The following is a 23,654-nucleotide window of genomic DNA, read 5'->3' as shown; positions in this document are numbered from 1 at the left end:
TCAAGCCAGGCTGTCCAGCTTCCAGCGCAGGTGTCGGTTACGCAGCTCCAGCACCACTTTGTGTGGCAAGGGGGCTTCGTGAAAGGGCGACTCGTTGGAGTCCATCTGATAGCCGGCGGTATTGAGGTAGATAAGCAAGTCACCCGCCTGGATCGGGTAATCGAAGGCGACCTTGCGCCAGGTCAGCATGTCTGACTCCAGGCAGGTGGCCCCGCCGATGCAGGCGACAAAGGGCGACCGCGCCCGCGGTGTGGCCGGCAGCAACAGTGGGTCGGGCAAAAATTCGCTGTTGAACCACTGCTCGGAGAGGTTGAAGCTGCTGCCCTGCACAGTGACCAGCGCATAGCCGTCGCTGGCGCTGCGGTCCTTGACACCCTGCACGCGGAACACGCTGATGCCGGCCTGGTCGAGCAAGGCGCGGCCGGGTTCGATGAGCAGCCGCACGCCGTATTCGATGACTTTTTGCGCCAGGCTCAGGCCGGGACTGACGGGTGTGGCGAGGATGTCGTCGAGGGCCTCGGCGCCGGCGCGCGGCGCACCATAGGGGTAGAAACCGGCGAAGCCCTTGTCGCTGTGATAGCGCTCGGCGCAGTCCTCGGCCATAAAGGCCTGCCATTGCGCCGGGTCGACATAGCGCACGGCAAAACCACCGCCCAGGTTCACGGTGCGGCAATTGTCCAACTCACTGGCCAGGCACAGGTCGACCAGGTGGCTGGCGACTTGCGCACGCTGTTCGGTGTCGTAGCCGCCCAGGTGAAAAGAAAAGCCTTGCAGGTCCAGGTTCGCCGCATGTTGGCGGCAGAACATCAAGGCCTGGTCGCACTCCCGCGCATTGAGGCCGAAACGGCTGTGGGGCTGGTTGCTGGGGCAATAACGCAGCAACAGATGCGCCCGTTGTCGCAGGGATTGGGCCAGTTGTTGGATACGCAGCAGTTCCTCCAGGGAGTCCACCGCCAACAGGCATTGATGGCTCAGGCTCAGCCCCAGCAATTGATCGCTCTTGCGCGGGCCGGACACGCCGATATCACTGCCGGCGACCCCGCCCGCCAGGGCCTTTTGCAGCTCACCGACGCTGGCTACATCCACGCCAATCGCACACTGGGCGCAGGCCTGGATAAAGCAGTTGGCCTTATTGGCCTTCTTCGCGAACAACAGGCTGCCGCGCGTCTGGGCCTGGGTAAAGCTGTGCTGGAAGGCTTCGACATTGGCGTGGAATACCTGCGGGCACAGCAGATGCAGCGGCGAGCCGAGACCGTCAACCAGCTCGGTCAACGTGCCCGGATGCTGCTCAAGCAAGCGCTCGACCCACAGGTGGCGCAGGCCGGGCAATGAGCTGGAATAAGTCATGGTTCTAGAACTCGAACTTGGCCGAGAGGAATACTTCGCGCTCACGCCCTACATCCAGCCCGCCTTGATAGTAGGCACTGGCGTAGTAGTACTTGTTGGTCAGGTTCTTGCCGTGCAGGCGGTAGGTCACGGGGGTATCCGCCAGTTTCGAGCGGTAGCTGACACCGGCGTCGAGCAAGGTATAGCTGGGGATGTAGCCGCTGTTCTGCGCATCCACCGGGCGACTGCCGACATAGCTGACGGTGCTGTCCAACGATAGGCCGGGCACGGCGGCCACCCTATACAGGGCACCGACCGCGCCTTTCCACTTGGGCACGCTTTCGGTGCGCTTGCCTTCTACCGTGACGTCATCGACATCTTCCATGCGCGTGGACAGGTAAGCCGCATTGGCGGTGAGGGTCAGGGCATCGGTGACGCGGTTGGACAGGGTCAACTCGGCGCCACGGTGATGGTATTCGCCGTTGCTGACATAGGTGTTGCTGGTGTTCAGGTAACTGGCCCGGCGCCGGATATCGAACACCGCCAGGCCCAGGTTCAGGCGCTCATTGAGGTCCAGCTTCAGGCCCACCTCGTACTGCTTGGACTCGATGGCATCGGTGGGCTGGTTGGCGTTGCTCGCGTTGTAGGGTGCGTAGTCACCCTTTTCAAAGCCTTTGGAGTAGCTGACGTACGTCATCAGGCTGTCCCACGGCCGGTAGATCAGCGCGGCACTGGGCACGAACACGTTATGGCTTTGCGAAGGCGCGATGGCCGACAGTTCATCGGCGCGGTACCAGATATAACGCCCGCCGAGCATCACCTGGAATTGTTCGGTGAGGGAAATCAGGTCGCTGGCAAAGACCGAGGTTTCCTTGATGGAGGACACAAAGTCGGTGGGCCGCTCCGGGCCGAAATGCCACTTGGGCGGGTTGACCGGGTGCAGGATGTTGCCTACCGAGACGTCGCCGATGCCAATGCCCGCAGTGCCGCTGTCCACCGAATCCCAGAACGGGCTGACATCCTTGAACTGCTTGTAGCCGGTGCCAAAGAACACGTCGTGATAGATGTTGCCGGTGGCGAACTTGCCGGCCAGGTAAGACTGCAGCGACCAGGTGCTGAACACTTCACCACGGGACACGTAAAAGTCGGCCGAGCCAATGTCCCCGTTGGGCTTGATCCCAAACAGATCGTTGTAGCCGCCATGGCGCTCGACCCGCGAGTAGTTGCCCTGGGTCACGGAGGTCCAGTTGTCATCCAGTTCGTACTCGAACTTGGCGTCGAGGTTGGCGCCTTCGGTCTGGTGACGGAACCAGGAGCCGGTCAGCAGATCCCGGCGATTGACCTTGGGCGGCAGTACATAGCTGGAGGGGTCCAGCGGGTTGGCCCGGCCACTCTGGTCGGCACGCAGCAACGGGTCGGAGACCGTGGATTTGCGTGACCAGTCGGCGTTCAGTTGCAACAGCGCACGGTCGCTCAAGCGAAAGTCGGTGGCCAGGCCGATAAACTTGCGCTCCATGTCGCGGGCGTGATCGAAGTCACCGTTTTTTTCGTAGCCGGCATTCAGGCGATAGCCAAAGGCGCCGTCGTTGAATGAGTCACTGGTATCAATCGCCACGTAGCGGCCGAGCAATGACGAGCCCTGTACGCTGACATTGAGCAGCGGCTCCAGGGTCGGGCGCTTGAGGATGTAGTTGATGGTGCCGCCCGGCGAGTTGAAGCCGTAGAGGAAACCCGACGGGCCCTTGAGCACATCGATGCGCTCGACGTTTTCCAGGGGCACATCGTGGTGCGGGGCCAGGGTCAGGCCGTCGCGGCGGATGGTGTTGAAGTTATCCATGGCAAAGCCGCGCAGGCGGAAGTTGTCAAAGCCGCTGCCGCCAGACGAGCTGAGCACCGAAGGGTCGAGGCTCAGCACATCCACGGCGGTGCGCGCGGAGCTGTCGGCGATGGTCTTGCTGGAATAGCTCTGGATGGCCAGGGGGATTTCCATGGCGTCCTTGGCGCCGAAACCACCGGCATTGACCTCCAGCGCCTTGTTCAGCGGCGCGCTGACTTGGGTGGCTTCAAGTTCGGTGACTGACTCTTCGCGTTCCTGCGCCGCTACGGGCACGCCGGGAAGCGAGGACAGCACGCCCGCCACTAACAATGTTGAAAACCGCGGAGCTATCCCGTGCAACTGGTTCATCTGCAATCCCTTGAGCCGAAAATAAACAAGCCGACCTCAGGCTTGGCGGCACATGAGAATCGTTATTGATAGATACAATATAACGTTTCTATTGAGCTGACAATCGCACGATCATTCAATACCGGTTTTCGCGTTGCACTTAAGGTCAGGCCTTTCCCGAATCAACTGAGATGACTGCCATGCCCGCCTACACCGCCATCAACTTTGCGCACAAATACAGCCTGTTCAGCGAGCAATGGACGCCCAAGGTCGTCGCACAGATGAACGACTACCAATTCAAGGTGGTAAAGATCGAGGGGGATTTTGTCTGGCACAGCCACGCGGATACCGATGAGACGTTTATCGTCCTCGATGGCGTGCTGCGGATTGATTTTCGCGATGGCGCGGTACAGATCGGCGCCGGCGAGATGTTCGTGGTGCCCAAGGGCGTGGAACACAAGCCGTATGCCGAGGGCGAGGTGAAATTACTGCTGGTCGAGCCCTGTGGGGTGTTGAATACCGGCGATCAGGGCGGCGAGCGGACCATGCTCAATGATGTGTGGGTCTAGATCACCACATTGCGGATAAACCGCACCGCCACAGGCCCCTCATTGCGATAGGCATGGGGCTGGTGGCTGGGAAACATGAAGAACTCACCGGCGGCGATGATGGTTTCGACGTCGTCCACCACCAGGGTCAGGCGGCCTTCGAACACGAACAACTGTTCGCTCCAACCCTCCAGGTCGGGATCCGGGCAGTAGCGGTCGCCCGGTTCCAGGCGCCACTCCCACAACTCGACCTCGCGCCGGGCGGTGGCCTTGGCCAGTAATACAGCCTTGCTGCCCTCGATTTCGCCGGCCCAGGCCAGCTCGTTGATGCGGCTGTGGTCACGGGCGTCGGGCGCCTGGATCAGGTCGCTGAAGGCCACGTCCAGGGCTTCGGCCACGCGGTCGAGGGTGGACAGGCTGACGTTCTTTTCACCCGCCTCGATGGCCACCAACATGCGCCGGCTGACCCCGGATTTTTCCGCCAGGGCGGTCTGGCTCAGTTCGGCGGCGTGACGCAGGCGACGAACGTTCTGGCTGACGTGCTGCAGAACCGAAGCCCGTTGCGAATTTTCTTTGTGCACTATATTGCTCACTCGGTGGGTTTGCGCAGTATACTGCCCAGCTGCGGCGCATTGTGCGTTCCGCGCCCTTCCTTTGCAAGACCAGAGCCGCCATGACCACCTCGACCGCCTCCCCGCTGTTTTCCCGCTTCAGCAAAGCCGAATGCGTGCTGGTGCTGATCACCATGATCTGGGGCGGCACCTTTATCCTCGTGCAACACGCCATGACCGTCAGCGGGCCGATGTTCTTCGTCGGCCTGCGTTTTGCCGCAGCGGCGCTGGTGGTCGGCCTGTTTTCCCTGCGCAACCTGCGTGGCCTGACGCGATTCGAGCTCAAGGCCGGCGCGTTCATCGGCACGGCGATCATGTTTGGCTATGGCCTGCAAACCATTGGCCTGCAGACCATCCTCAGCAGCCAGTCAGCGTTTATCACCGCGCTCTATGTGCCGTTTGTGCCACTGCTGCAATGGCTGGTGCTGGGGCGCCGTCCAGGGTTGATGCCGAGTATTGGCATCATGCTGGCCTTCGCCGGCTTGATGCTGCTGACGGGGCCGGCCGGCGCATCGCTGAATTTCAGCCCCGGCGAAATCGCCACCCTGATCGGCGCCATTGCGATTGCCGCCGAAATCATCCTGATCAGCGCCTATGCCGGCCAGGTGGATGTGCGCCGGGTGACGGTGGTGCAACTGGCCACTGCGTCGCTTCTTTCATTCCTGCTGGTAGTACCGACGGGCGAGGCATTGCCGGACTTTTCCTGGGTACTGCTGTTCAGCGCGGTGGGCCTGGGCCTGACCAGTGCGGTGATTCAACTGGCGATGAACTGGGCGCAGAAAAGCGTCTCGCCGACCCGCGCCACTCTGATCTATGCCGGTGAACCGGTATGGGCCGGGGTGATCGGGCGGATCGCCGGTGAGCGCTTCCCGCCAATTGCAATGCTCGGGGCAGTGTTGATTGTGGCGGCGGTGATTGTCAGCGAGATGAAAACCCGGCAACAGAAATCCAATGCTAGGAGCGAGCTTGCTCGCGAAGAGCGTTAACGATGACGCGGGTAAGCTGATACGCCGCAGCGCTCTGAGGTTTTTCGCGAGCAAGCTCGTTCCTACAGGGACAGATGGGCGTTTTCGGTCCATCTTGTAGGATCCTGCCACAGGTTGCCGTTTGGTAATCCGGTTTCCGGCACGTATGATGCATCCCAAACCACCGCAGATTAGAAGCCTATGTCCCTGATAGTTCTACTGCTTCTGCCTTTCATCGGCAGTTGTCTGGCGGCCTTGCTGCCGCACAACGCACGTAACACTGAATCCCTGCTGGCCGGCCTTGTGGCCCTGGTCGGTACTGTACAAGTCGCCCTGCTCTACCCCCAGATCGCCGACGGTGGCGTGATCCGCGAAGAGTTCTCCTGGCTGCCCAGCCTGGGCATGAACTTCGTGTTGCGCATGGATGGCTTTGCCTGGCTGTTCTCGATGCTGGTATTGGGTATCGGCAGCCTGGTGTCTTTGTACGCCCGTTATTACATGTCGCCGGATGACCCGGTGCCGCGTTTCTTCGCGTTTTTCCTGGCGTTCATGGGCGCGATGCTCGGGTTGGTGATCTCCGGCAACCTGATCCAGATCGTGTTTTTCTGGGAACTGACCAGCCTGTTCTCGTTCCTGCTGATCGGCTATTGGCACCACCGTTCCGATGCGCGCCGTGGCGCCTATATGGCGCTGATGGTGACTGGTGCGGGGGGGTTGTGCCTGCTCGCGGGGGTGATGCTGCTCGGCCATGTCGTCGGCAGTTACGACCTGGACCAGGTGCTTGCCGCCGGTGACCAGATCCGTGCCCACTCCCTCTACCCCATTCTGCTGGCGCTGATCCTGATCGGCGCCCTGAGCAAAAGCGCGCAATTCCCCTTCCACTTCTGGCTCCCCCACGCCATGGCCGCACCGACTCCCGTGTCGGCCTACCTGCACTCGGCCACGATGGTGAAGGCCGGCGTGTTCCTGCTGGCCCGCCTGTGGCCTTCGTTGTCGGGCAGCGAAGAGTGGTTCTGGATAGTCGGTGGCGCCGGCGCCCTGACCCTGTTGCTCGGCGCGTATTGCGCGATGTTCCAGAACGACCTCAAGGGCCTGCTGGCCTACTCCACCATCAGCCACCTGGGCCTGATCACCCTGCTGCTGGGCCTCAACAGCCCGCTGGCCGCCGTCGCGGCAGTGTTCCATATCCTCAACCACGCCACATTCAAGGCCTCGCTGTTCATGGCTGCGGGCATCATTGACCACGAAAGCGGCACCCGGGATATCCGCAAGCTCAGCGGCCTGGTACGCCTGATCCCGTTTACCGCGACCCTGGCCATGGTCGCCAGCGCCTCCATGGCCGGGGTGCCATTGCTCAATGGCTTCCTGTCCAAGGAAATGTTCTTCGCCGAAACCGTGTTTATCTCCTCCACCCAATGGGTGGAAATCGCCCTGCCGGTGATCGCAACCATCGCCGGTACCTTCAGCGTGGCCTATGCCCTGCGCTTCACCGTGGATGTGTTCTTCGGCCCGGCCGCCACCGACCTGCCGCACACGCCCCACGAACCGCCGCGCTGGATGCGTGCACCGGTGGAATTGCTGGTGTTTACCTGCCTGCTGGTGGGGATCTTCCCGGCCCAGGTGGTGGGTTCGATCCTCGCCGCTGCCGCCCTGCCGGTGGTCGGCGGCGTATTGCCCGAGTACAGCCTGGCGATCTGGCACGGCTGGAACGCACCGATGATCATGAGCCTGGTGGCCATGACCGGTGGCGTGGTCCTGTACTTGCTGCTGCGCAAGCAACTCAAGCGCGGGCGCTTCAAGTACCCGCCGATCATCAGCTACTTCAATGGCAAGCGCATGTTCGAACGCTGCCTGGTGGTGATGATGCGCGGCGTACGCAAGATCGAGAAACGCATCAGCACCAAGCGCCTGCAGACCCAGTTGTTCCTGCTGGTGCTGGTGGCGGTGATCGCCGGGATGATCCCCATGCTGGGCAACAGCCTGAGCTGGGGCGACCGGCCGAAAATCCCGGGCTCCATCGTGTTCGTCACCCTGTGGCTGCTGGCGATTGCCTGCGCCCTGGGCGCCGCCTGGCAAGCCAAGTATCACCGGCTGGCGGCCCTGACCATGGTCAGCGTCTGCGGCCTGATGACCTGCGTGACCTTTGTGTGGTTCTCCGCGCCAGACCTGGCGTTGACGCAACTGGTGGTCGAGGTGGTAACCACGGTCCTGATCCTGCTGGGCCTGCGTTGGTTGCCACGACGGATCGAAGAGGTCTCGCCACTCCCCAGTTCGTTGCGCAAGGCGCGCATTCGCCGGCTGCGCGACTTGCTGCTGTCCACGGTGGTCGGTGGCGGCATGGCGCTGTTGTCCTATGCGATGCTGACCCGCCAGACCCCCAACGACATTTCCTCGTTCTACCTCAGCCGCGCCCTGCCTGAAGGCGGCGGCAGCAATGTGGTGAATGTGATGCTCGTCGACTTCCGGGGCTTCGATACACTGGGCGAAATCACCGTGCTGGGCGCCGTGGCCTTGACGGTGTATGCGCTGCTACGGCGCTTCCGTCCGCCCAAGGAAAGCGAGCAACTGCCCGCGCAACAGCGCCTGCTGGCACCGGATGTGGACACCGACCTGGTCAACCCGCGCCAGGCCAGCGACACCGCCCTGGGCTTCATGATGGTGCCCGCGGTGCTGGTGCGCCTGCTGCTGCCGATTGCCCTGGTGGTGTCGTTCTACCTGTTTATGCGCGGCCACAACCAGCCGGGTGGCGGGTTTGTCGCCGGCCTGGTGATGTCGGTGGCGTTTATCCTGCAATACATGGTCGCCGGCACCCAGTGGGTCGAGGCCCAGATGAACCTGCGGCCGATGCGCTGGATGGGGTTCGGCCTGTTGTCGGCAACCTTGACCGGGCTTGGCGCATTGTTCTTCGGCTACCCGTTCCTCACCACCAGCACCCTGCACCTGAGCCTGCCGGTACTGGGCGATATTCATATCGCCAGCGCGCTGTTCTTCGACGTCGGCGTGTACGCCATGGTGGTCGGCTCGACTCTGCTGATGCTCACCGCCCTTGGTCACCAATCGGTGCGGGCCCATAAACCCGGCAACCAGGCGAAAGCCGCCGCCACACCCGCACAAGGAGCTGCCGCCTGATGGAAGAAGTCATCGCAATTGCCATTGGGGTCCTGGCGGCCTCCGGCGTCTGGCTGGTGCTGCGGCCACGGACGTTCCAGGTGGTGATGGGCCTGTGCCTGTTGTCGTATGGGGTGAACCTGTTCATCTTCAGCATGGGCAGCCTGTTTATCGGCAAGGAGCCGATCATCAAGGACGGCGTGCCTCAGGACCTGCTCCATTACACCGATCCCCTGCCCCAGGCCCTGGTGCTGACGGCGATCGTGATCAGCTTCGCCATGACAGCGCTGTTCCTGGTGGTGCTGCTGGCCTCCCGGGGCCTGACCGGCACTGACCATGTGGACGGCCGGGAGCCCAAGGAATGAGCTGGATGAACCAACTGATCATCGCGCCGATCCTGCTGCCGTTGCTGACTGCCGCGTTGATGATGATGCTGGGCGAGAAACACCGCCCGCTCAAGGCCAAGATCAACCTGCTGTCGAGCATGACCGGCCTGGGCATCGCGATGCTGATGCTGTACTGGACGCAAAAAGGCGGCCCGGCCTCCATCGGCGTGTACCTGCCAGGCAATTGGCAGGTGCCATTCGGCATCGTGCTGGTGGTGGATCAGCTGTCGGCGCTGATGCTGGTGCTCACCGGGATCATTGGCGTCAGCGCCCTGCTGTTCGCCATGGCGCGCTGGGACCGCGCCGGCACCAGTTTCCATGCGCTGTTCCAGATCCAGTTGATGGGCCTCTACGGCGCCTTCCTCACCGCAGATCTGTTCAACCTGTTCGTGTTCTTCGAGGTGCTGCTGGCCGCGTCCTACGGCCTGATGCTCCACGGCTCGGGCCGGGCGCGGGTGTCGTCGGGGCTGCATTACATCTCGATCAACCTGCTGGCTTCGTCGCTGTTCCTGATTGGCGCGGCACTGATCTACGGGGTCACCGGCACCCTGAACTTTGCTGACCTGGCACTGAAGATCCCGCTGGTGCCGGAAGCCGATCGCGGCCTGCTGCATGCCGGTGCGGCGATCCTCGCCACCGCCTTCCTGGCCAAGGCCGGCATGTGGCCGCTGAACTTCTGGCTGGCACCGGCCTACTCCTCGGCCAGCGCCCCGGTGGCGGCGATGTTTGCGATCATGACCAAGGTCGGCGTGTACACCGTGTTGCGCCTGTGGACCCTGCTGTTTTCCGGGCAGGCCGGCGCCTCGGCACTGTTTGGCGGTGACTGGCTGGTGTACGGCGGCATGGCTACCATCCTCTGCGCGGCCCTGGCCATGCTCGCCGCCCAGCGCCTGGAGCGCATGGCCAGCCTGAGCATCCTCGTGTCAGCCGGGATCCTGCTGTCGGCAGTGGGCTTTGCCCAGCCCAGCCTGACCGCCGGTGCGCTGTTTTACCTGATCAGTTCGACCCTGGCCTTGAGCGCGCTGTTCTTGCTCGCCGAACTGATCGAACGCTCGCGCTCGGCCAATGAACTGCCCCTGGACGATGAAATCGAAGTGTTGCCACGGCCGGTGGAGTCCCTGCACCCGCCCAAGGGCACCAACCTCGATGATGAGCAAAAGGCCGTGGTCGGCCAAGTCATCCCCTGGACCATGGCTTTCCTCGGCCTGAGCTTTATAGCCTGCGCCCTGCTGATCATCGGCATGCCGCCGCTGTCGGGGTTTATCGGCAAGCTCAGCCTGCTCAGTGCCCTGATCAACCCGCTGGGCCTGGGCCATGCGGTGAGTGAGCCGATCCGCCCGGCAGCCTGGGGCCTGGTGGCGCTGTTGATCTTCTCGGGCCTGGCCTCGTTGATCGCCTTTGCGCGCCTGGGCATCCAGCGCTTCTGGACCCCGGAAGAGCGGCCGTCGCCGCTGCTGCGCCGCTTTGAGTGCGTGCCGATTTTCATCTTGCTGGGCCTGGCGATTGGCCTGACCTTCAAGGCAGAAATGCTCATGCGCTTTACCCAGGACACCGCCACCAGCCTCAATAACCCCGAGCACTACGTGATGGCCGTCATGGCCACCCGCCCGGTGCCCGGCCCGCAAGCCCAGGCCGCCGCCGTGGAGGTGCAGCCATGAAACGCCTGTTCCCTGCCCCGTGGCTGTCATTGGCATTGTGGATACTGTGGCTGGTATTGAACCTGTCGATCAGCCCCGGCCACCTGCTGCTGGGGGCGATCCTGGGCGTTCTCGCACCGCTGATGATGGCGCCGCTGCGCCCGTTGCCGATCCGGATTCGCCGGCCTTGGGTAATCATTCGCCTGTTTTTCCTGGTGGGTCGCGACGTGATCGTTTCCAACCTGCTGGTGGCGTGGGGCGTGCTGACCTGCGGCTCACGCCCGCCGCGCTCGCGCTTCGTCAAGATCCCTCTGGACCTGCGCGACGCCAACGGCCTGGCGGCGCTGTCGATGATTACCACAGTGGTCCCCGGCACCATCTGGTCGGAACTGGCCCTGGACCGCAGCATCCTGCTGCTGCACGTGTTCGACCTGGATGACGACGCGCAGTTTATCGAGCACTTCAAGCAGGCCTACGAACGGCCCCTGATGGAGATCTTCGAATGAGTGCCCTGCTCTCCAATGCGATCCTGTTCAGCCTGTTCCTGTTTTCCCTGGCCATGGTGCTGACCCTGGTGCGGCTGTTCAAGGGCCCCTCGGCCCAGGACCGGGTTTTGGCCCTGGACTACCTGTATATCCTGGCCATGCTGATGATGCTGGTGCTGGGCATTCGCTATGCCAGTGATACCTACTTCGAAGCGGCGCTACTGATTGCGCTGTTCGGCTTTGTCGGCTCGTTTGCCTTGGCCAAATTCCTGCTGCGTGGTGAGGTGATCGAATGATCAATGTCAGTGAACTGCCACTGTGGGTGGAGATCCTCGTGGCGATCCTGCTGCTGCTCAGCAGCCTGTTTGCGCTGATTGGCGCGATCGGGCTGTTGCGGATGAAGGATTTTTTCCAGCGCATGCACCCACCGGCGCTGGCTTCGACCCTTGGCGCTTGGTGCGTGGCCCTGGCGTCGATTATCTATTTTTCGACCCTCAAGTCCGGCCCGGTGCTGCACGGCTGGCTGATTCCGATCCTGCTGGCGATCACCGTACCGGTGACCACCCTGTTGCTGGCGCGCACGTCGCTGTTTCGCAAGCGCATGGCGGGGGAAAATGTACCGGCCGAGGTCAGCAGCCGCAGGACTGACAGCGGTAGCTGATCCCTGTGGACTATAGGCGGTAAATAATGTGGGAGCTGGCTTGCCTGCGATAGCGGTAGATCAGTCACTGATGTGTCAGCTGACAGTCTGCTATCGCAGGCAAGCCAGCTCCCACATTTTGGACGGTGCTGTGTCAGTCAGGTCCAGGCGACGACCAATAGCCCCGTCCCCAACACCAGGCACAGCGGCGAGTAGAAAAACGTATCCAGCCGGGCAAACCGCGACCCACCGACCTTCTTGAAAAAGCCCACCAGCTCAGAATCACCAATTGCCCGTGCAAACATGATCAGGGCAATCGCGCTGATCCCCCACTGCAAAGCCTGATGCCCCACCGGCTGGAAAAACAGCCCGGCCCGCAGGCAAACCAACAGCGCTATCAGCACCAGCCCCACGGCCACCAGAAAGGTGCCCAACGCCGACGGTTTGAACGCCGGGCGTGGCCCGCTGGCGAACTCGCCGGGCAGTTGCGGGATCGCCGCCGTACTGCCTAGCTTGCCACCCGCGGCCCAGTACACATGGACCATGCTGATAAATGCAAATACCCCGACGACCCACCTCGCAATAACAAAGCTCATGGCTGGATACCCCTTAAAAAGTCCGAAAGAGGATAGTCCTTTTCAGATTTTTTGCAGGCATTTAGTCGTCTGGTGATAAAGTGCCGCCCCATGAAACTCGCCCGTGCCGACCGCTCGTTGATTGCCTGGATGCTCTATGGCTGCGTCCTGTTCAACGTGTTCGCCTGCAGTATTGGTCATGGGCAAATGGTCGGCATGCAGCTCAACGGCATTGGCGGCCAGTTCTGTACCGTAGACCCTCGCACCCAGGCGCCAGCCCCCGTAAACACGGGCGATGAGTCCCTGCCCACACTGTCCAAGGCCTTCGGTTGCCCGCTGTGTTCGACCGGCGGCATGGGCCCGGCGCTCAACTCCAGCCTTAACGTTGCGGTGCTGCCTCAACCCCACGCACCACCACCGGCGGTGGTGCTCACCGCAGACATTCCCGCCCGTTTTACCTGGCCTGCGGCTAATCCGCGCGCCCCACCCGCCTACGCCTGATCCCTGCGCTTTTTGATCCGCACACGTTGCTGTTTCCCCAGGGAAGCGCGCAAGGCTGTGCGCTGCTTGCAAGCCATGCTTTTCAGGATTTATCGATGAAACATTTACCACTATTGGCGGGCCTGTTCGGCTGCCTGCCTTTTTGCGCCTGGGCCCTTGAGTTGGCGCCCACCACCATTGACGGCGCCGCCGCCAACGAGCCGGGCCTGGCCCTGGACCAATCCAGCGGCATGGCCTCGCGCCTGGGCCTGAGCGTGCGGGAAACCCCGGCCTCGATCAGCATCGCCGACCGCGACGATATCGAGCGCCGTGGCGCCAAGACCTTCCAGGATGCGGCCAACACCTTGCCCGGGGTCAACGCCAGTGCGCCGCCGGGGTTCGGCGGGTTTATCTCCTATCGGGGATTTACCAGCAGCCAGATCACCCAGATGTTCAATGGCATCAACGTCGCCGGTGGCCTGGCACGCCCCGTGGATGCATGGATTTATGACCGCGTCGAACTGGTGGGCGGCCCTTCCTCGCTGATCAACGGCGCCGGCTCCGTGGGCGGCTCGCTGAACTACGTGACCAAGCTTGCCACCCGCGAAGAACAGGCCGTCGAAGGCCAGCTCAACTACGGCAGCTACGACACCACCGGCATCGCCCTGGGCCTGAACCACGCCCTGACCGACCCCGGCGCCGAGGTGCAGCACTACGCGCGCCTGGACGTCAGCCGCAACACCAACCACACGCATATCGACCGCCAGCAACGCGATGCCTGGAGCGTGGCCTTCTCCTTGCTCAGTGACTTGACGCCCAACCTGTCCCACACCTTGGCCCTGGAGTATCAGGATGAACACGAGGACAGCCCCTACTGGGGAACCCCGGTGCTCAACCCCAAGGCCGGCGAGCTGAAGATCGACAAGCACAACCGTTTCAACAACTACAACGTCGCCGATGGTCGCTACGAGCAACGCACGATCTGGGCCCGCTCGATCATCGAATACCGGATCAACGACAGCACCACCCTGCGCAACACCCTCTATCACCTCGACAGCCAGCGCGACTACCGCAACCTGGAGACCTACCAGTACAGCCCCGACAACAGCGTGGTGAACCGTTCGACGGCCTATCAGGTGCGCCATCAGGGCGAGCAGAACGGCAACCAGTTCGAGCTGCGCCATGACAGTAGCGTGTTCGGCCTGGCCACCACCTGGTCGGGCGGTTTCGAATACAAGGTCAACAGCACCACCGCCAGCCCGCTGAATGTGCCCGGCAAGAACGCAGTAGACCCGAACCACTACGGTCCTGGGCATTTCTACGACCTTCCTGGCACCAAACCAGGCTTTATCAAGGACAAGACCACCGAAGTGACGACCAAGGCGCTGTTCGTCGAAAACCGCCTGGGCCTGACCGACCAGCTGTCGCTGCTGACCGGCCTGCGTTATGACGCCATCGACCTGGACGTGACCAGCCATCGCGACAATCAGCCTAACGTCAAACGCCGTTGGGAGCCGGTCACCGGGCGCGTGGGCCTGACCTACCAATTCATCCCTTCGGCCAATGTTTATGTGCAATACAGCACCGCTGCCGAACAGCCCACCAGCACCACCCAGGTGTTTGATGTCTCCACTGGCAAGCAATGGGAAGTGGGCAGCAAGTTCGATTACCTGGACGGGCGCGGCTCAGCCACCGTTGCCGCCTACCATATCGAACGCAAGGACTTTGCGGTGACCGACCCACAAGACCCTACCCGCAGCCTTGCGGTGGGCGCGCAGTCGTCCAAGGGCATCGAGTTGGCCAGTTCGTTGCGCATCACTCCCAAGCTGTTGGCTGAGGGCAACTTCGCCTGGGTCGACGCGCAATACGATGACTTCAACGAGAAAATCGCCAGCGGTGCGGTGGTGTCGCGCAAGGGCAATACCCCGACCAACGTGCCGAAGCGAGTGGGCAACCTGTGGCTGACCTATGACATCACCCCGGCCTGGCAAGGTGGCGTGGACGCGCGGTACGTGGCGCAGGTGTACGCCGACAATGCCAACACCCTGACCGTGCCGACATACACCCTGTTCGGCACGTTCCTGACCTACAAGGTCGATCAACACACCTCGGTGACAGGCCGGGTGCGCAACCTGACCAATGAGGTGTATGCGCAGTTTGCCCATGTGTCGCCAGCGTATTACCTGGGATCGCCGCGCACCTTCGAGTTGGCGGTGCAGACCAGGTTCTAAGGCTGGAATGCAGTTAAACCTGTGGGAGCGGGCTTGCCCGCGATAGCGGTGTGTCAGTAGGCATCTAACTAACTGACCCGCCGCAATCGCGGGCAAGCCCGCTCCCACATTTGGACCTTCATATCAAAGGTTATTTGAGGCTGGCTTCGACCTTGGCGGCCACGTCCTCTGTCAGCCAGGCCTTCCATACCTGCGGATGTTCCTTGAGAAACGCCTGCGCCACTTCACGGGGTGGGGTGTGTTTTTCGCTCATTTTCGCCAGGGCCTGGTTGAGCGGTTCAATCGGGAAATCGACCTTCTCAAAGAATTGCGCAATCTGCGGATACTGCTGCTGGAACGGCGTAGACACGCCAATGCTCAGCTTGGACGCCAACGAGCGCGTTGGCTTGGGGTTGGGGTTGTCGGCATCGGTCAGGGTCTTCCAGGCCTCGGCGTCGAACGGTGGCTCCTCCAGCTGGATCAGCTTGTAGCGCCCCATCAGTGGCGTCGGCGACCAGTAATAGAACAGGATCGGCTTGTCACGGCGGATCGACGAGGCGATCTCCGCGTCCAGCGCCGCGCCAGAACCACTGCGAAAGTTGACGTAGCTCTCGTCCAGGCCGTAAGCCTTGAGCTTCTGCTTATTGACCACTTCCGAGGTCCAGCCGATGGGGCTGTTGAGAAAGCGCCCCTTGCCCGGGGCTTCCGGGTCCTTGAACACGTCTTTGTAGCGCACCAGGTCGGTCACGCTGCGCAGCTCAGGCGCCGACGCAGCGATGCCCTTGGCCGGGTCGCCCTTGATCACGTATTCAGGCACCCACCAGCCTTCGGTCGCGCCCTTGACGATATCGCCCAGGCCGACCACCTTGCCTTCAGACTCCGCCTTGACCCAAACCGGGCTGCGTCCCGCCCATTCCTCGCCGATCACCTGGATATCATTTTTGGCCAGGGCGGTTTCCAGGGTGATGGTGGTGCCAGGCAGCGTATCGGTGGGCAGGTCATAGCCCTTTTCGACGATAAACCGCAGAACTTCAGTGATCAGGCTGCCACTTTCCCAATTCAGGTCGGCAAAGTGAATGGGCGCCTGGGCAGCCGTTACCGGTGCGGCCGCCATCGACAGGCCCAGGGTGGTAAGGGACGCTGCCAACAGCGCTCGAATTGCTTTCATGCCTTTGAACCTCGCGTTTACACAGCCATGGCGGATGGCTTTGCTGTCACGCCGCCAAAGCCCTGAACAATTAAGTCCACAGAACTGTAGTAGAGGTTCAAAGGGTTGCAGGTATTCAGGGCTGTTGGTGCAAACGCTGCAGCTCCCGGCGCACCATGCTGGCGTACTCGGCGGGCCGCAGTGCATAGAGTTGACTGGCGACCCAGCTCAACCAGGCGCCCTGCAGATCATCTTTGCAGGCAAGCAGTTCGGCGGCCTTGGCTTGGGCCTGCGCTTGGTGTTGCTGGTGAAACAGGGCCCGGCCTTCACTCATTATTCGCTGGCCTTGAAGCTCACCAGCTCACCCTTGCGCCACTTGGCGGCCTTGCCGGTCACGGCCTTGAGGGTTTTGCTCAGGCCTTCCTGCAATTGTTCATTGGCCGCGAACACCAGCATCACGCTGTGGCCTTCCTTGAACACAATGCCCTCGCCCTGCGCCGTGGAAACAAACGCGTAGTCCCCCAGGCCATAGACCGTCAACTTGATGTCGCGAAACTTCAGTTCGAACTTGCCACCTTCACGACTGGGCAGTACCGCCGCGCGAAAATGATCGCCGACCTTGAGTTCCAAACGGGGTTTGTCATCTACCACTAGCGCTGTTTCGGTATCGATTTCGGCAATGTAAATGCCTTCAGGGGTTTGTTCAGTGATGTAAACAAACCGCGACTGAAACTGTTTAACCAACTTCGCGCGCAAATCACCCAGCACGAACAATGCGTGCATATCCAGATTACTGACTGCCAAGGAAACGCCCCCACATCAAAAAAAGCGCTGCCCGCCAGGCAGGCAGCACAAAAAAGGCCGATACGGCACGACACATTGAAAAAACATACTGAAGTTGATTCCCGCCAGACTCGTACAGCCTGGCCTGACAGTCCTTGTACAAGTCGTCAGGCAGTGCAGCAAATCACAGGTTTATCGGCCAGAGAACACTGGACGCCCCACTTCAGAGAATACCCCATTTGAAAGAGTGGTTTCCGACAGCCAAAAACAACGGAAAAACGTTGGATGGAACCGAACGTGGGCTGCCAACAACAATATTAGAACAGCAACACGGCTTAAAACCACCCGAAATGCTGCAAGCAGGTCAACAGATCGACAGGAGCTGGCCATGCAACGAGTTCAACGCCAACCGACACAGACTTCCGGCACCCTGCCCTGCAAGGATAGCGCGCTATTCTACAGCGTGTACGCCCATGGCGTGTGCGCAGGTTTTGCACTGTACCGGGTCATCCCGGCCGGGAGGAATTTTTTCCATATCCTGGAAGTGCCCAGCGGCAGGATCAAAGGCTTTCGCAGCGATCACAACAAGGCCTGTGCCTTGGCCAAGGAGTTGGAAGCGCTTCTGGGCAAGACGCCCCATCAAGGCGCGGCTTGAACAAATCGAACTATGCGCGCTGGTGCGCCTCCCATACCCGTAGAGACTCACTCTTTTGGAGAATGAAATGGACGCGCCCACCCATACCCTGCACGACCTGTTCGAACAATTGGGGCTGGAAGCCTCGCCGGCGGCAATCGATCGTTTTATCGATCAGCATCCCCTGGCAGAAGATGTGAAGCTGATCGACGCCCCCTTCTGGAGCCCGCAACAGGCGCAGTTCCTCAAGGAAGAACTACGCGAAGATGCGGACTGGGCGATTGCCGTGGATGAACTCAACCAGCGCCTGCACCAAAACGTTTAACCGCCACTCAATGCAGGCGGTCGGATTGCTCCAGGTCCAGCAGTGCCTGCCAGGCGGCACGGCATTCCTGGGCTTCGTCGCGGCTGGCGAAGGCCGTGCCGCGCTGTTCACCATTGAGCAACACCACCCAGCACGCCCTCAGGCCCAGCGCACGCAGGGTCTGTGGCACACCACTGCCGATCATCACCGCCACATCGACTTTGCTTTGCATGGAAGTTCTCCGCAGGATTAGTTAGCTAGCTAACAATGTGCAGCATCTTAAGCGGTTCCTTTCGCTGGAAAAAGCTATCGGCGTAAAAGCTTCCTTGCATAACGCGCAACAATCGGTGCCTGGGCCTAGCGCCCTTCGGGTTTGTAGCCCAGGCGCAAGCCACCCCAATGTCGGCCATTGACCATGATCGGCACCGACAGATCGTGCATCAGCTCCCCAGTATCGCGGGTATAGGTTTGCAACAGCACCGCCTGCTGGTGACTGCCGCAGCGAATCCCGGTGCGGTCTTCAAATTTGCGCTTGGTGCGATTGTTCACGGCGTCCACCGCGGCATCGCCGGTCAGCGCCTGGGAAAACGCCTTGTTGTGCGTCGGCACATAGCCCTGTGGTGTGCAGGCAATGGCGAACACCAAACCTTCGTGACGGGGCAGCAAGGCTTCCTGGATAGCCGGCAACACCTGGTCGGTGTAGCCGTCGAAACGGCTGTGGTATTTGGTTGGGTGGCTGTTGGCAATCGGGGTGTAGCTGCGATTGAACAAGTCATCGAGGCTGATGCGGTTCTGTTGGACATCCGCCTCGAACTGCGCGCCGATGCGGCTCGCGCCTTCGCGGGCCAGGTCGTAGATTCGTTGGTGATAGTCGTCCAGCCCGACTTCGGCCAGACGCTCGCTGATCGTTTCGGCCTGCCCTTCCATTTGCACCGCGGCCTCGGCCAACTGCTGGGTTTGCTGGTCGCTGACGGTCAAGTCGCTACGCATCTGCTCCACCGCGTGGAACAGGCTGTCGAGTTGCACCCGATTGGTCTCCGTGCCCTGGGCAATGGCGTTGACCTGGCCTTCCACGCCCGCCGCCAAGGTGGCAATGCTCTCCAGTTGCTCGCCGGCGTGTTCCACCTGCTCGACACCAGCCTGCAGATCCACGGACAGTTGGCGGATTTGCTCTACCACCTGCGCGGTACGCTGCTGGATATCAGCCACCATCACCCCCACTTCATCGGTGGCGGTCGCCGTACGACCCGCCAGCCCACGCACTTCATCGGCCACCACGGCGAACCCGCGCCCATGCTCGCCGGCACGGGCGGCTTCAATGGCGGCATTCAAGGCCAACAGGTTGGTCTGGCTAGCAATGGACTGAATCACCAGGGTCACGCGCTGGATCTCTTCGCTGCGCTGGCTCAGGGCCTCGATCAATTGCCGGCTATCACTGGCGCGCTGGCTGAGTTGATGCATGCGGCTGATGGACTCCCCCAGCACCGCGCGCCCCTCGGTGCTGCGCTGATGGGCCTGGCCCGCCGCGCCGAGGGCTTCACGACTGAGTTGGGATGTCAGCTGCTCAGTGCCAATCATCACTTCGGCACTGCTGACAATTTGCTGGGCGGCGCCCAATTGCGATTGCACCCGGGCCGCCAGTTGCTTGACCGAATAGGCCACGCCAGCGGCTGACAACGCATTATGGCTGGTGGTGTAGGACAGATCGCGAGTCAACGCGCCCATGGCATCCTCGGCCACATCAGGTGCGAGGCTGCGCGGCGGTTTTTTCAGGCGCGGCAGCCAGACCAGCAGCAGAGCGACGGGTACGCAGAGGTAGATCGACAGGTCGACAAACGCCAGGCCCAACAGGACCAGCACCAGGGCGATGCTTTGCAGGAGCGGTGTTACCCAGCCAGGCAGTTGGCGGCTCACCGCGTGCGGCGCCACGACGGCGCCCATCAGAGATCCATCCCCGGCCATGCTTGTCACCCCACTGCTTGTCATTATTGTCTCTGCATTAAACGCCACTAATTAGCCATTATCTATGGGCCTTTGGTGTTAGGGCTTGCAGCAGATCAATAGACTGGGGGATGAGGTTGCTGACGCTCACCTGATGTAGGAGCGAGCTTGCTCGCGAAGAACTCAGGGACAACACGTTTATCCAGAATACACGTGTAATCGTTGACGACTTTCGCGAGCAGGCTCGCTCCTACAGGGGCGGACAGATCAGGCTTGGCGCTGATGCTTGTCGATTTGCTCGTGGCGCTCTTGCGCTTCGATGCAGTATTTGGTGGTCGGGCTGATCAGCAGGCGCTTGAGGCCGATAGGCTCGCCGCTGTCGTCACACCAGCCAAAGGAATCTTCCTTGATACGGCCCAGGGCCTGCTCAAGTTGCGGCAGCATGCGCTGGTCACGGTCGATGGCATTGACCAACCAGGTGCGCTCTTCTTCTACCGAAGCTGCATCAGCCGGGTCAGCCGGGGTATCCAGGCTTTCAATGGCGATGCGGTTCTGCTCAATGCGCTCGTGGTGCTCGACTTTCATGTCTTGCAACAACTGCTCGAAAAAAGCGTGCTGCTCGGCATTCATGTAGTCATCCGCCGGCATGGCCAGCAACTTTTCCTTTGTCATTGATTTCTCTATAAAAAATACGTGCATTAAGGCGAATAAGGGAGCGTTCCGGCCAACCTCTGCAGATCGGGGAAAGACGCCGTCCATTCCAAGCGCCACCCGGCACTCAATTTACGAGGGGCGGCAGTCTACGGCTGACTTGAGGGCGCAGCAACTGAAATGACAGGCAATTTGTCCGACATTCCCCCAAAAGGCACCAGGACGGGCTCGGCAGGCGGTTATCGGAGTGCGTTTATAGCAAGAAATTCAGTGTTGTGGAGCTATATAGAAGACAAACGGTTAGCGAACGGCTACCGGTGGACAAATGTAGGAGCGGGCTTGCCCGCGATGGCGGTGGGTCAGTCAACTGTTTATCAACTGGCCCACCGCTATCGTGGGCAAGCCCGCTCCCACACAAGCCAAGCCCGGATTTTGAGCTTTTATAGGTTCAGGACCCGCTCAGCGCTTGAGCTTGCGCTTGTTGCGGTACTGGTCGATCACCACTGCCACCACGATGATCAGGCCCTTGATGATGTCCTGGATGTAGGCATCCACCCCCACGAAGGTAAACCCGCTGGCCATCACCCCGAGGATCAGCGCGCCAATCACGGTACCGGTGATGCGCCCTACCCCGCCCGCCAGGCTGGTACCGCCGATCACCGCAGCGGCAATCGCGTCCAGCTCATAAGACATGCCCATCCCGGCCTGCCCGGTCGCCGCACGGGCCGAGGCCACCACACCGGCCAGCCCCGCCAGCAGCCCGGCGATGCTGTAGACGATGATCAAATGCCGCTTGACGTTGATTCCCGAGGTACGCGCCGCCTGCATATTGCCGCCGATGGCGTAGGTGTACTTGCCGTACTTGGTGTAGCGCAGGGCAATGTGGAAGATCACCGCCACTACCAGGAAAATGATCACCGGCATCGCGCCATGGCCGATGGCCGTGTAGGAGTCCGACAGCATGCTCACCGGCTGGCCCTCGGTGTAATAGCGCGCCAGGCCGCGGGCCGACACCATCATGCCAAGGGTCGCGATAAACGGCGGGATCCCGGTAATGGCGATGATGCTGCCGTTGATCGCCCCCGCCAGCAGGCCCACGCCCAGCCCGGCCACCACCGGGATCCACACCGGCAAGTCCGTCAGCGATGGAAACACCGCGCGGGAAAAGTCCGAAGTTTGCGCCAGGCTCGCGGCAATCATCGCCGACAGCGCCAGCACCGAGCCCGAGGACAGGTCGATCCCCGTGGTTATGATCACCTGGGTCACGCCAATCGCCAGCAAGCCGATAATCGACACCTGCAGGATCATCAGCACCAGGCGCTGGGAGTTCATCAAAAAGCTCTGGTCCCGCACGATCCAGCCAAACACTTCAAACACCAGGCCGATACCGATCAGCACCAGGAAAATGCTCAACTCGGTCGGAAACCGCCGCCGACTCTTTACCGGTGCCGTGGCGGGCTTCTTTTCCTCGGGTTTGCTTTCCAGTATTGCGTTCATTACCCGTCACCTTTTTATTGGTTAGTGGACTGCCGTCATACCGGAAGCCAACTGCATGACTTTTTCCTGGGTGGCCTCGGCCCGGTCCAGGGTGCCCATCAAATCGCCTTCGTGCATCACCATCACCCGGTCGCTCATGCCCAGCACTTCCGGCAGCTCCGAAGAAATCATGATCACCGCCATGCCCTCGCTGGCCAGGAAGGCGATCAAGCGATAGATCTCCGCCTTGGCGCCGACGTCGATGCCACGGGTCGGTTCATCGAGGATCAACAGCCGTGGCTTGGTCATCAGCCAGCGCGCCAACAGGGCCTTTTGCTGATTGCCGCCAGACAGGGTGTCGATGCACTGCTCAAGGGAGGGGGTTTTTACCCGCAGCTTCTTGCACATTTCTTCGCACAAGGCCCGCAAGGCTTTTTGCTGGATGAAGCCATTGCCCGAGTAATGGGGCAGCACCGCCATTTCCATGTTTTCCAGGACTGACAGACACGGGAACAGGCCGGTGAGCTTGCGATCCTCGGTCAACAGCGCAAAGCCCTGCTTGATAGCCATGTGCGGGTCGCTGATGCGCAGCACCTGGCCGTCGAGGCGGATTTCGCCGCCGTCGCTTGGGGTAATGCCGAAGATCGTTTCCGCCACATTGGTACGGCCCGACCCCATGAGCCCGGCAATGCCGAGGATTTCACCGGCATGCAGGTCGAAGGACACGCCCTGGAACACCCCATCCAGACGCAGGTCGCGCACCGACAGCAGCAACTCGCCAATGGGTGTGTCGCGCACCGGGAACAGCTGGCTCAATTCACGCCCGACCATCATCGAGATCAAGCTGTCGCTGTCCATGCTGTCGGCCCGTTGCAGGCCGATATAGGCGCCGTCGCGAAACACCGCCACTTCATCGGCGATCGCAAACACTTCATTCATTTTATGGGTGATGTAGATGATGCCTTTGCCCTGGGCCTTGAGGTCGGCAATGATCGAAAACAGATGGGCCACTTCCTTGTCGGTAATCGCCGACGTCGGCTCATCCATGATCAGGATGTCGGAGTCGTAGGACACCGCCTTGGCAATCTCCACCATCTGCCGCTCGGCAATGCTCAGGTTGCCGACCAGCTCCTCGGGGTCGAGGTTGATCCGCAGCCGCGCCAGCAACTCGGCCGTGCAGCGGTGCATGGCCCGGTGGTTGACCAGGCGCAGGCCATTGAGCTGCTCGCGGCCGATCCAGATGTTCTCGGCGATGCTCATATGGGGCATCAGGTTGAGTTCCTGGTGGATCATCGCGATACCCGACTGCAAGGCGGCCAGGGGCGTCTCAAACACCACCGGCTTGCCCCGCAGGCGGATTTCGCCGGCGTCTGGCTGGTAAATGCCGGCGATGATTTTCATCAGCGTCGACTTGCCGGCGCCGTTCTCCCCCATCAGCGCCAGGACCGAGCCGGGGCGCACCCGCAGTTGCACATCGTCCAGGGCCACGACGCCGGGAAAGCCTTTGCTGATATGGGCGATTTCCAGCAGGTAGGGTTGTTCCAGGCCTGTGGGCTGCAAAGCAGTCGCTTGAGCGAGCATAT

At 61.4% G+C, this 23,654-nt stretch carries 24 protein-coding genes; 12 read left to right on the top strand and 12 right to left on the bottom strand.

Features of this window, described 5'->3' with window-relative positions:
- Together BHC62_RS13015 and BHC62_RS13010 are read right to left on the bottom strand one after the other, a co-directional pair.
- On the bottom strand, positions 1-1,347 hold the full coding sequence (locus BHC62_RS13015) for an alanine racemase (RefSeq protein ID WP_029293010.1): 1,347 nt from the start codon (positions 1,345-1,347) through the stop codon (positions 1-3).
- 4 nt (positions 1,348-1,351) lie between these two features.
- Positions 1,352-3,511 carry a TonB-dependent siderophore receptor gene (locus BHC62_RS13010; RefSeq protein WP_081041736.1) on the bottom strand — a complete coding sequence of 720 codons (2,160 nt, stop codon included), beginning with the start codon at positions 3,509-3,511 and terminating at the stop codon, positions 1,352-1,354.
- A 179-nt stretch (positions 3,512-3,690) separates the two neighbouring features.
- On the opposite strand from BHC62_RS13010, the gene BHC62_RS13005 reads away from it, so the two are divergent.
- A complete protein-coding gene (locus BHC62_RS13005) occupies positions 3,691-4,059 on the top strand; it encodes a cupin domain-containing protein (RefSeq protein WP_029293013.1) in 369 nt (122 codons plus the stop codon).
- Here the strand turns inward: BHC62_RS13005 and BHC62_RS13000 are convergent.
- Positions 4,056-4,619, bottom strand: coding sequence for a helix-turn-helix domain-containing protein (locus BHC62_RS13000; protein WP_070995243.1), 564 nt, complete (start codon positions 4,617-4,619; stop codon positions 4,056-4,058). The genes BHC62_RS13005 and BHC62_RS13000 overlap by 4 nt on opposite strands.
- Before the next feature lie 92 nt (positions 4,620-4,711).
- On the opposite strand from BHC62_RS13000, the gene BHC62_RS12995 reads away from it, so the two are divergent.
- The 7 genes from BHC62_RS12995 to BHC62_RS12965 all read left to right on the top strand — a co-directional run bounded on the left by BHC62_RS12995 (position 4,712) and on the right by BHC62_RS12965 (position 11,891).
- Positions 4,712-5,635, top strand: coding sequence for a DMT family transporter (locus BHC62_RS12995; protein WP_070995242.1), 924 nt, complete (start codon positions 4,712-4,714; stop codon positions 5,633-5,635).
- 180 nt (positions 5,636-5,815) lie between these two features.
- A complete protein-coding gene (locus tag BHC62_RS12990; protein WP_029293019.1) occupies positions 5,816-8,743 on the top strand; it encodes a monovalent cation/H+ antiporter subunit A in 2,928 nt (975 codons plus the stop codon).
- Positions 8,743-9,087 carry a Na+/H+ antiporter subunit C gene (locus tag BHC62_RS12985; RefSeq protein WP_003202835.1) on the top strand — a complete coding sequence of 115 codons (345 nt, stop codon included), beginning with the start codon at positions 8,743-8,745 and terminating at the stop codon, positions 9,085-9,087. Before BHC62_RS12990 ends, BHC62_RS12985 begins: the two co-directional genes overlap by 1 nt.
- Positions 9,084-10,766 (top strand): monovalent cation/H+ antiporter subunit D, encoded by a 1,683-nt coding sequence (locus BHC62_RS12980; protein WP_070995241.1) that lies wholly within the window; start codon positions 9,084-9,086, stop codon positions 10,764-10,766. Before BHC62_RS12985 ends, BHC62_RS12980 begins: the two co-directional genes overlap by 4 nt.
- Complete coding sequence (locus tag BHC62_RS12975) at positions 10,763-11,251, top strand: Na+/H+ antiporter subunit E (protein ID WP_070995240.1); 489 nt, start codon at positions 10,763-10,765, stop codon at positions 11,249-11,251. Before BHC62_RS12980 ends, BHC62_RS12975 begins: the two co-directional genes overlap by 4 nt.
- A complete protein-coding gene (locus BHC62_RS12970) occupies positions 11,248-11,526 on the top strand; it encodes a K+/H+ antiporter subunit F (RefSeq protein WP_003211751.1) in 279 nt (92 codons plus the stop codon). The genes BHC62_RS12975 and BHC62_RS12970 overlap by 4 nt, the downstream gene beginning before the upstream one ends.
- On the top strand, positions 11,523-11,891 hold the full coding sequence (locus tag BHC62_RS12965) for a Na+/H+ antiporter subunit G (protein WP_029293034.1): 369 nt from the start codon (positions 11,523-11,525) through the stop codon (positions 11,889-11,891). Before BHC62_RS12970 ends, BHC62_RS12965 begins: the two co-directional genes overlap by 4 nt.
- Positions 11,892-12,028: 137 nt before the next feature.
- Here the strand turns inward: BHC62_RS12965 and BHC62_RS12960 are convergent, their stop codons facing one another.
- Positions 12,029-12,466, bottom strand: coding sequence for a DUF3995 domain-containing protein (locus BHC62_RS12960; protein ID WP_070995239.1), 438 nt, complete (start codon positions 12,464-12,466; stop codon positions 12,029-12,031).
- Positions 12,467-12,556: 90 nt separating this feature from the next.
- Between BHC62_RS12960 and BHC62_RS12955 the strand changes: the two genes are divergently transcribed.
- Positions 12,557-12,946 (top strand): DUF2946 family protein, encoded by a 390-nt coding sequence (locus BHC62_RS12955; protein ID WP_070995238.1) that lies wholly within the window; start codon positions 12,557-12,559, stop codon positions 12,944-12,946.
- Between the two features lie 95 nt (positions 12,947-13,041).
- Positions 13,042-15,156 carry a TonB-dependent siderophore receptor gene (locus BHC62_RS12950; protein ID WP_070995237.1) on the top strand — a complete coding sequence of 705 codons (2,115 nt, stop codon included), beginning with the start codon at positions 13,042-13,044 and terminating at the stop codon, positions 15,154-15,156.
- Between the two features lie 130 nt (positions 15,157-15,286).
- Here the strand turns inward: BHC62_RS12950 and BHC62_RS12945 are convergent, their stop codons facing one another.
- From BHC62_RS12945 to BHC62_RS12935, 3 genes are all read right to left on the bottom strand, one after another.
- Positions 15,287-16,303 carry an ABC transporter substrate-binding protein gene (locus BHC62_RS12945; protein ID WP_070995236.1) on the bottom strand — a complete coding sequence of 339 codons (1,017 nt, stop codon included), beginning with the start codon at positions 16,301-16,303 and terminating at the stop codon, positions 15,287-15,289.
- Between the two features lie 115 nt (positions 16,304-16,418).
- On the bottom strand, positions 16,419-16,616 hold the full coding sequence (locus BHC62_RS12940) for a hypothetical protein (RefSeq protein ID WP_070995235.1): 198 nt from the start codon (positions 16,614-16,616) through the stop codon (positions 16,419-16,421).
- A complete protein-coding gene (locus BHC62_RS12935; RefSeq protein ID WP_029293046.1) occupies positions 16,616-17,065 on the bottom strand; it encodes a hypothetical protein in 450 nt (149 codons plus the stop codon). The genes BHC62_RS12940 and BHC62_RS12935 overlap by 1 nt, the downstream gene beginning before the upstream one ends.
- Before the next feature lie 388 nt (positions 17,066-17,453).
- On the opposite strand from BHC62_RS12935, the gene BHC62_RS12930 reads away from it, so the two are divergent.
- Positions 17,454-17,720 (top strand): hypothetical protein, encoded by a 267-nt coding sequence (locus BHC62_RS12930; RefSeq protein WP_032866582.1) that lies wholly within the window; start codon positions 17,454-17,456, stop codon positions 17,718-17,720.
- Positions 17,721-17,787: 67 nt separating this feature from the next.
- The gene (locus tag BHC62_RS12925; RefSeq protein ID WP_029293048.1) at positions 17,788-18,024 is read left to right on the top strand and encodes a DUF2789 domain-containing protein; all 237 of its coding nucleotides are present in this window, start codon (positions 17,788-17,790) and stop codon (positions 18,022-18,024) included.
- Positions 18,025-18,031: 7 nt separating this feature from the next.
- Here BHC62_RS12925 and BHC62_RS12920 read toward each other — a convergent pair whose 3' ends face one another.
- The 5 genes from BHC62_RS12920 to BHC62_RS12900 all read right to left on the bottom strand — a co-directional run bounded on the left by BHC62_RS12920 (position 18,032) and on the right by BHC62_RS12900 (position 23,652).
- Positions 18,032-18,235 carry a hypothetical protein gene (locus tag BHC62_RS12920; protein WP_029293050.1) on the bottom strand — a complete coding sequence of 68 codons (204 nt, stop codon included), beginning with the start codon at positions 18,233-18,235 and terminating at the stop codon, positions 18,032-18,034.
- 125 nt (positions 18,236-18,360) lie between these two features.
- Positions 18,361-19,581, bottom strand: coding sequence for a methyl-accepting chemotaxis protein (locus BHC62_RS12915; protein ID WP_371128919.1), 1,221 nt, complete (start codon positions 19,579-19,581; stop codon positions 18,361-18,363).
- Between the two features lie 630 nt (positions 19,582-20,211).
- Positions 20,212-20,616 carry a TraR/DksA C4-type zinc finger protein gene (locus tag BHC62_RS12910; protein ID WP_010173153.1) on the bottom strand — a complete coding sequence of 135 codons (405 nt, stop codon included), beginning with the start codon at positions 20,614-20,616 and terminating at the stop codon, positions 20,212-20,214.
- A 438-nt stretch (positions 20,617-21,054) separates the two neighbouring features.
- Positions 21,055-22,092 carry an ABC transporter permease gene (locus tag BHC62_RS12905; protein ID WP_029293056.1) on the bottom strand — a complete coding sequence of 346 codons (1,038 nt, stop codon included), beginning with the start codon at positions 22,090-22,092 and terminating at the stop codon, positions 21,055-21,057.
- Positions 22,093-22,113: 21 nt separating this feature from the next.
- Positions 22,114-23,652, bottom strand: a complete 1,539-nt coding sequence (locus BHC62_RS12900; protein WP_029293058.1) for a sugar ABC transporter ATP-binding protein — start codon at positions 23,650-23,652, stop codon at positions 22,114-22,116.
- Positions 23,653-23,654 lie beyond the last annotated feature (2 nt).

The organism is Pseudomonas sp. 06C 126, assembly GCF_001855215.1.
Taxonomy (GTDB): domain Bacteria; phylum Pseudomonadota; class Gammaproteobacteria; order Pseudomonadales; family Pseudomonadaceae; genus Aquipseudomonas; species Aquipseudomonas proteolytica.
This window is presented reverse-complemented; position numbering and strand designations above follow the sequence as displayed.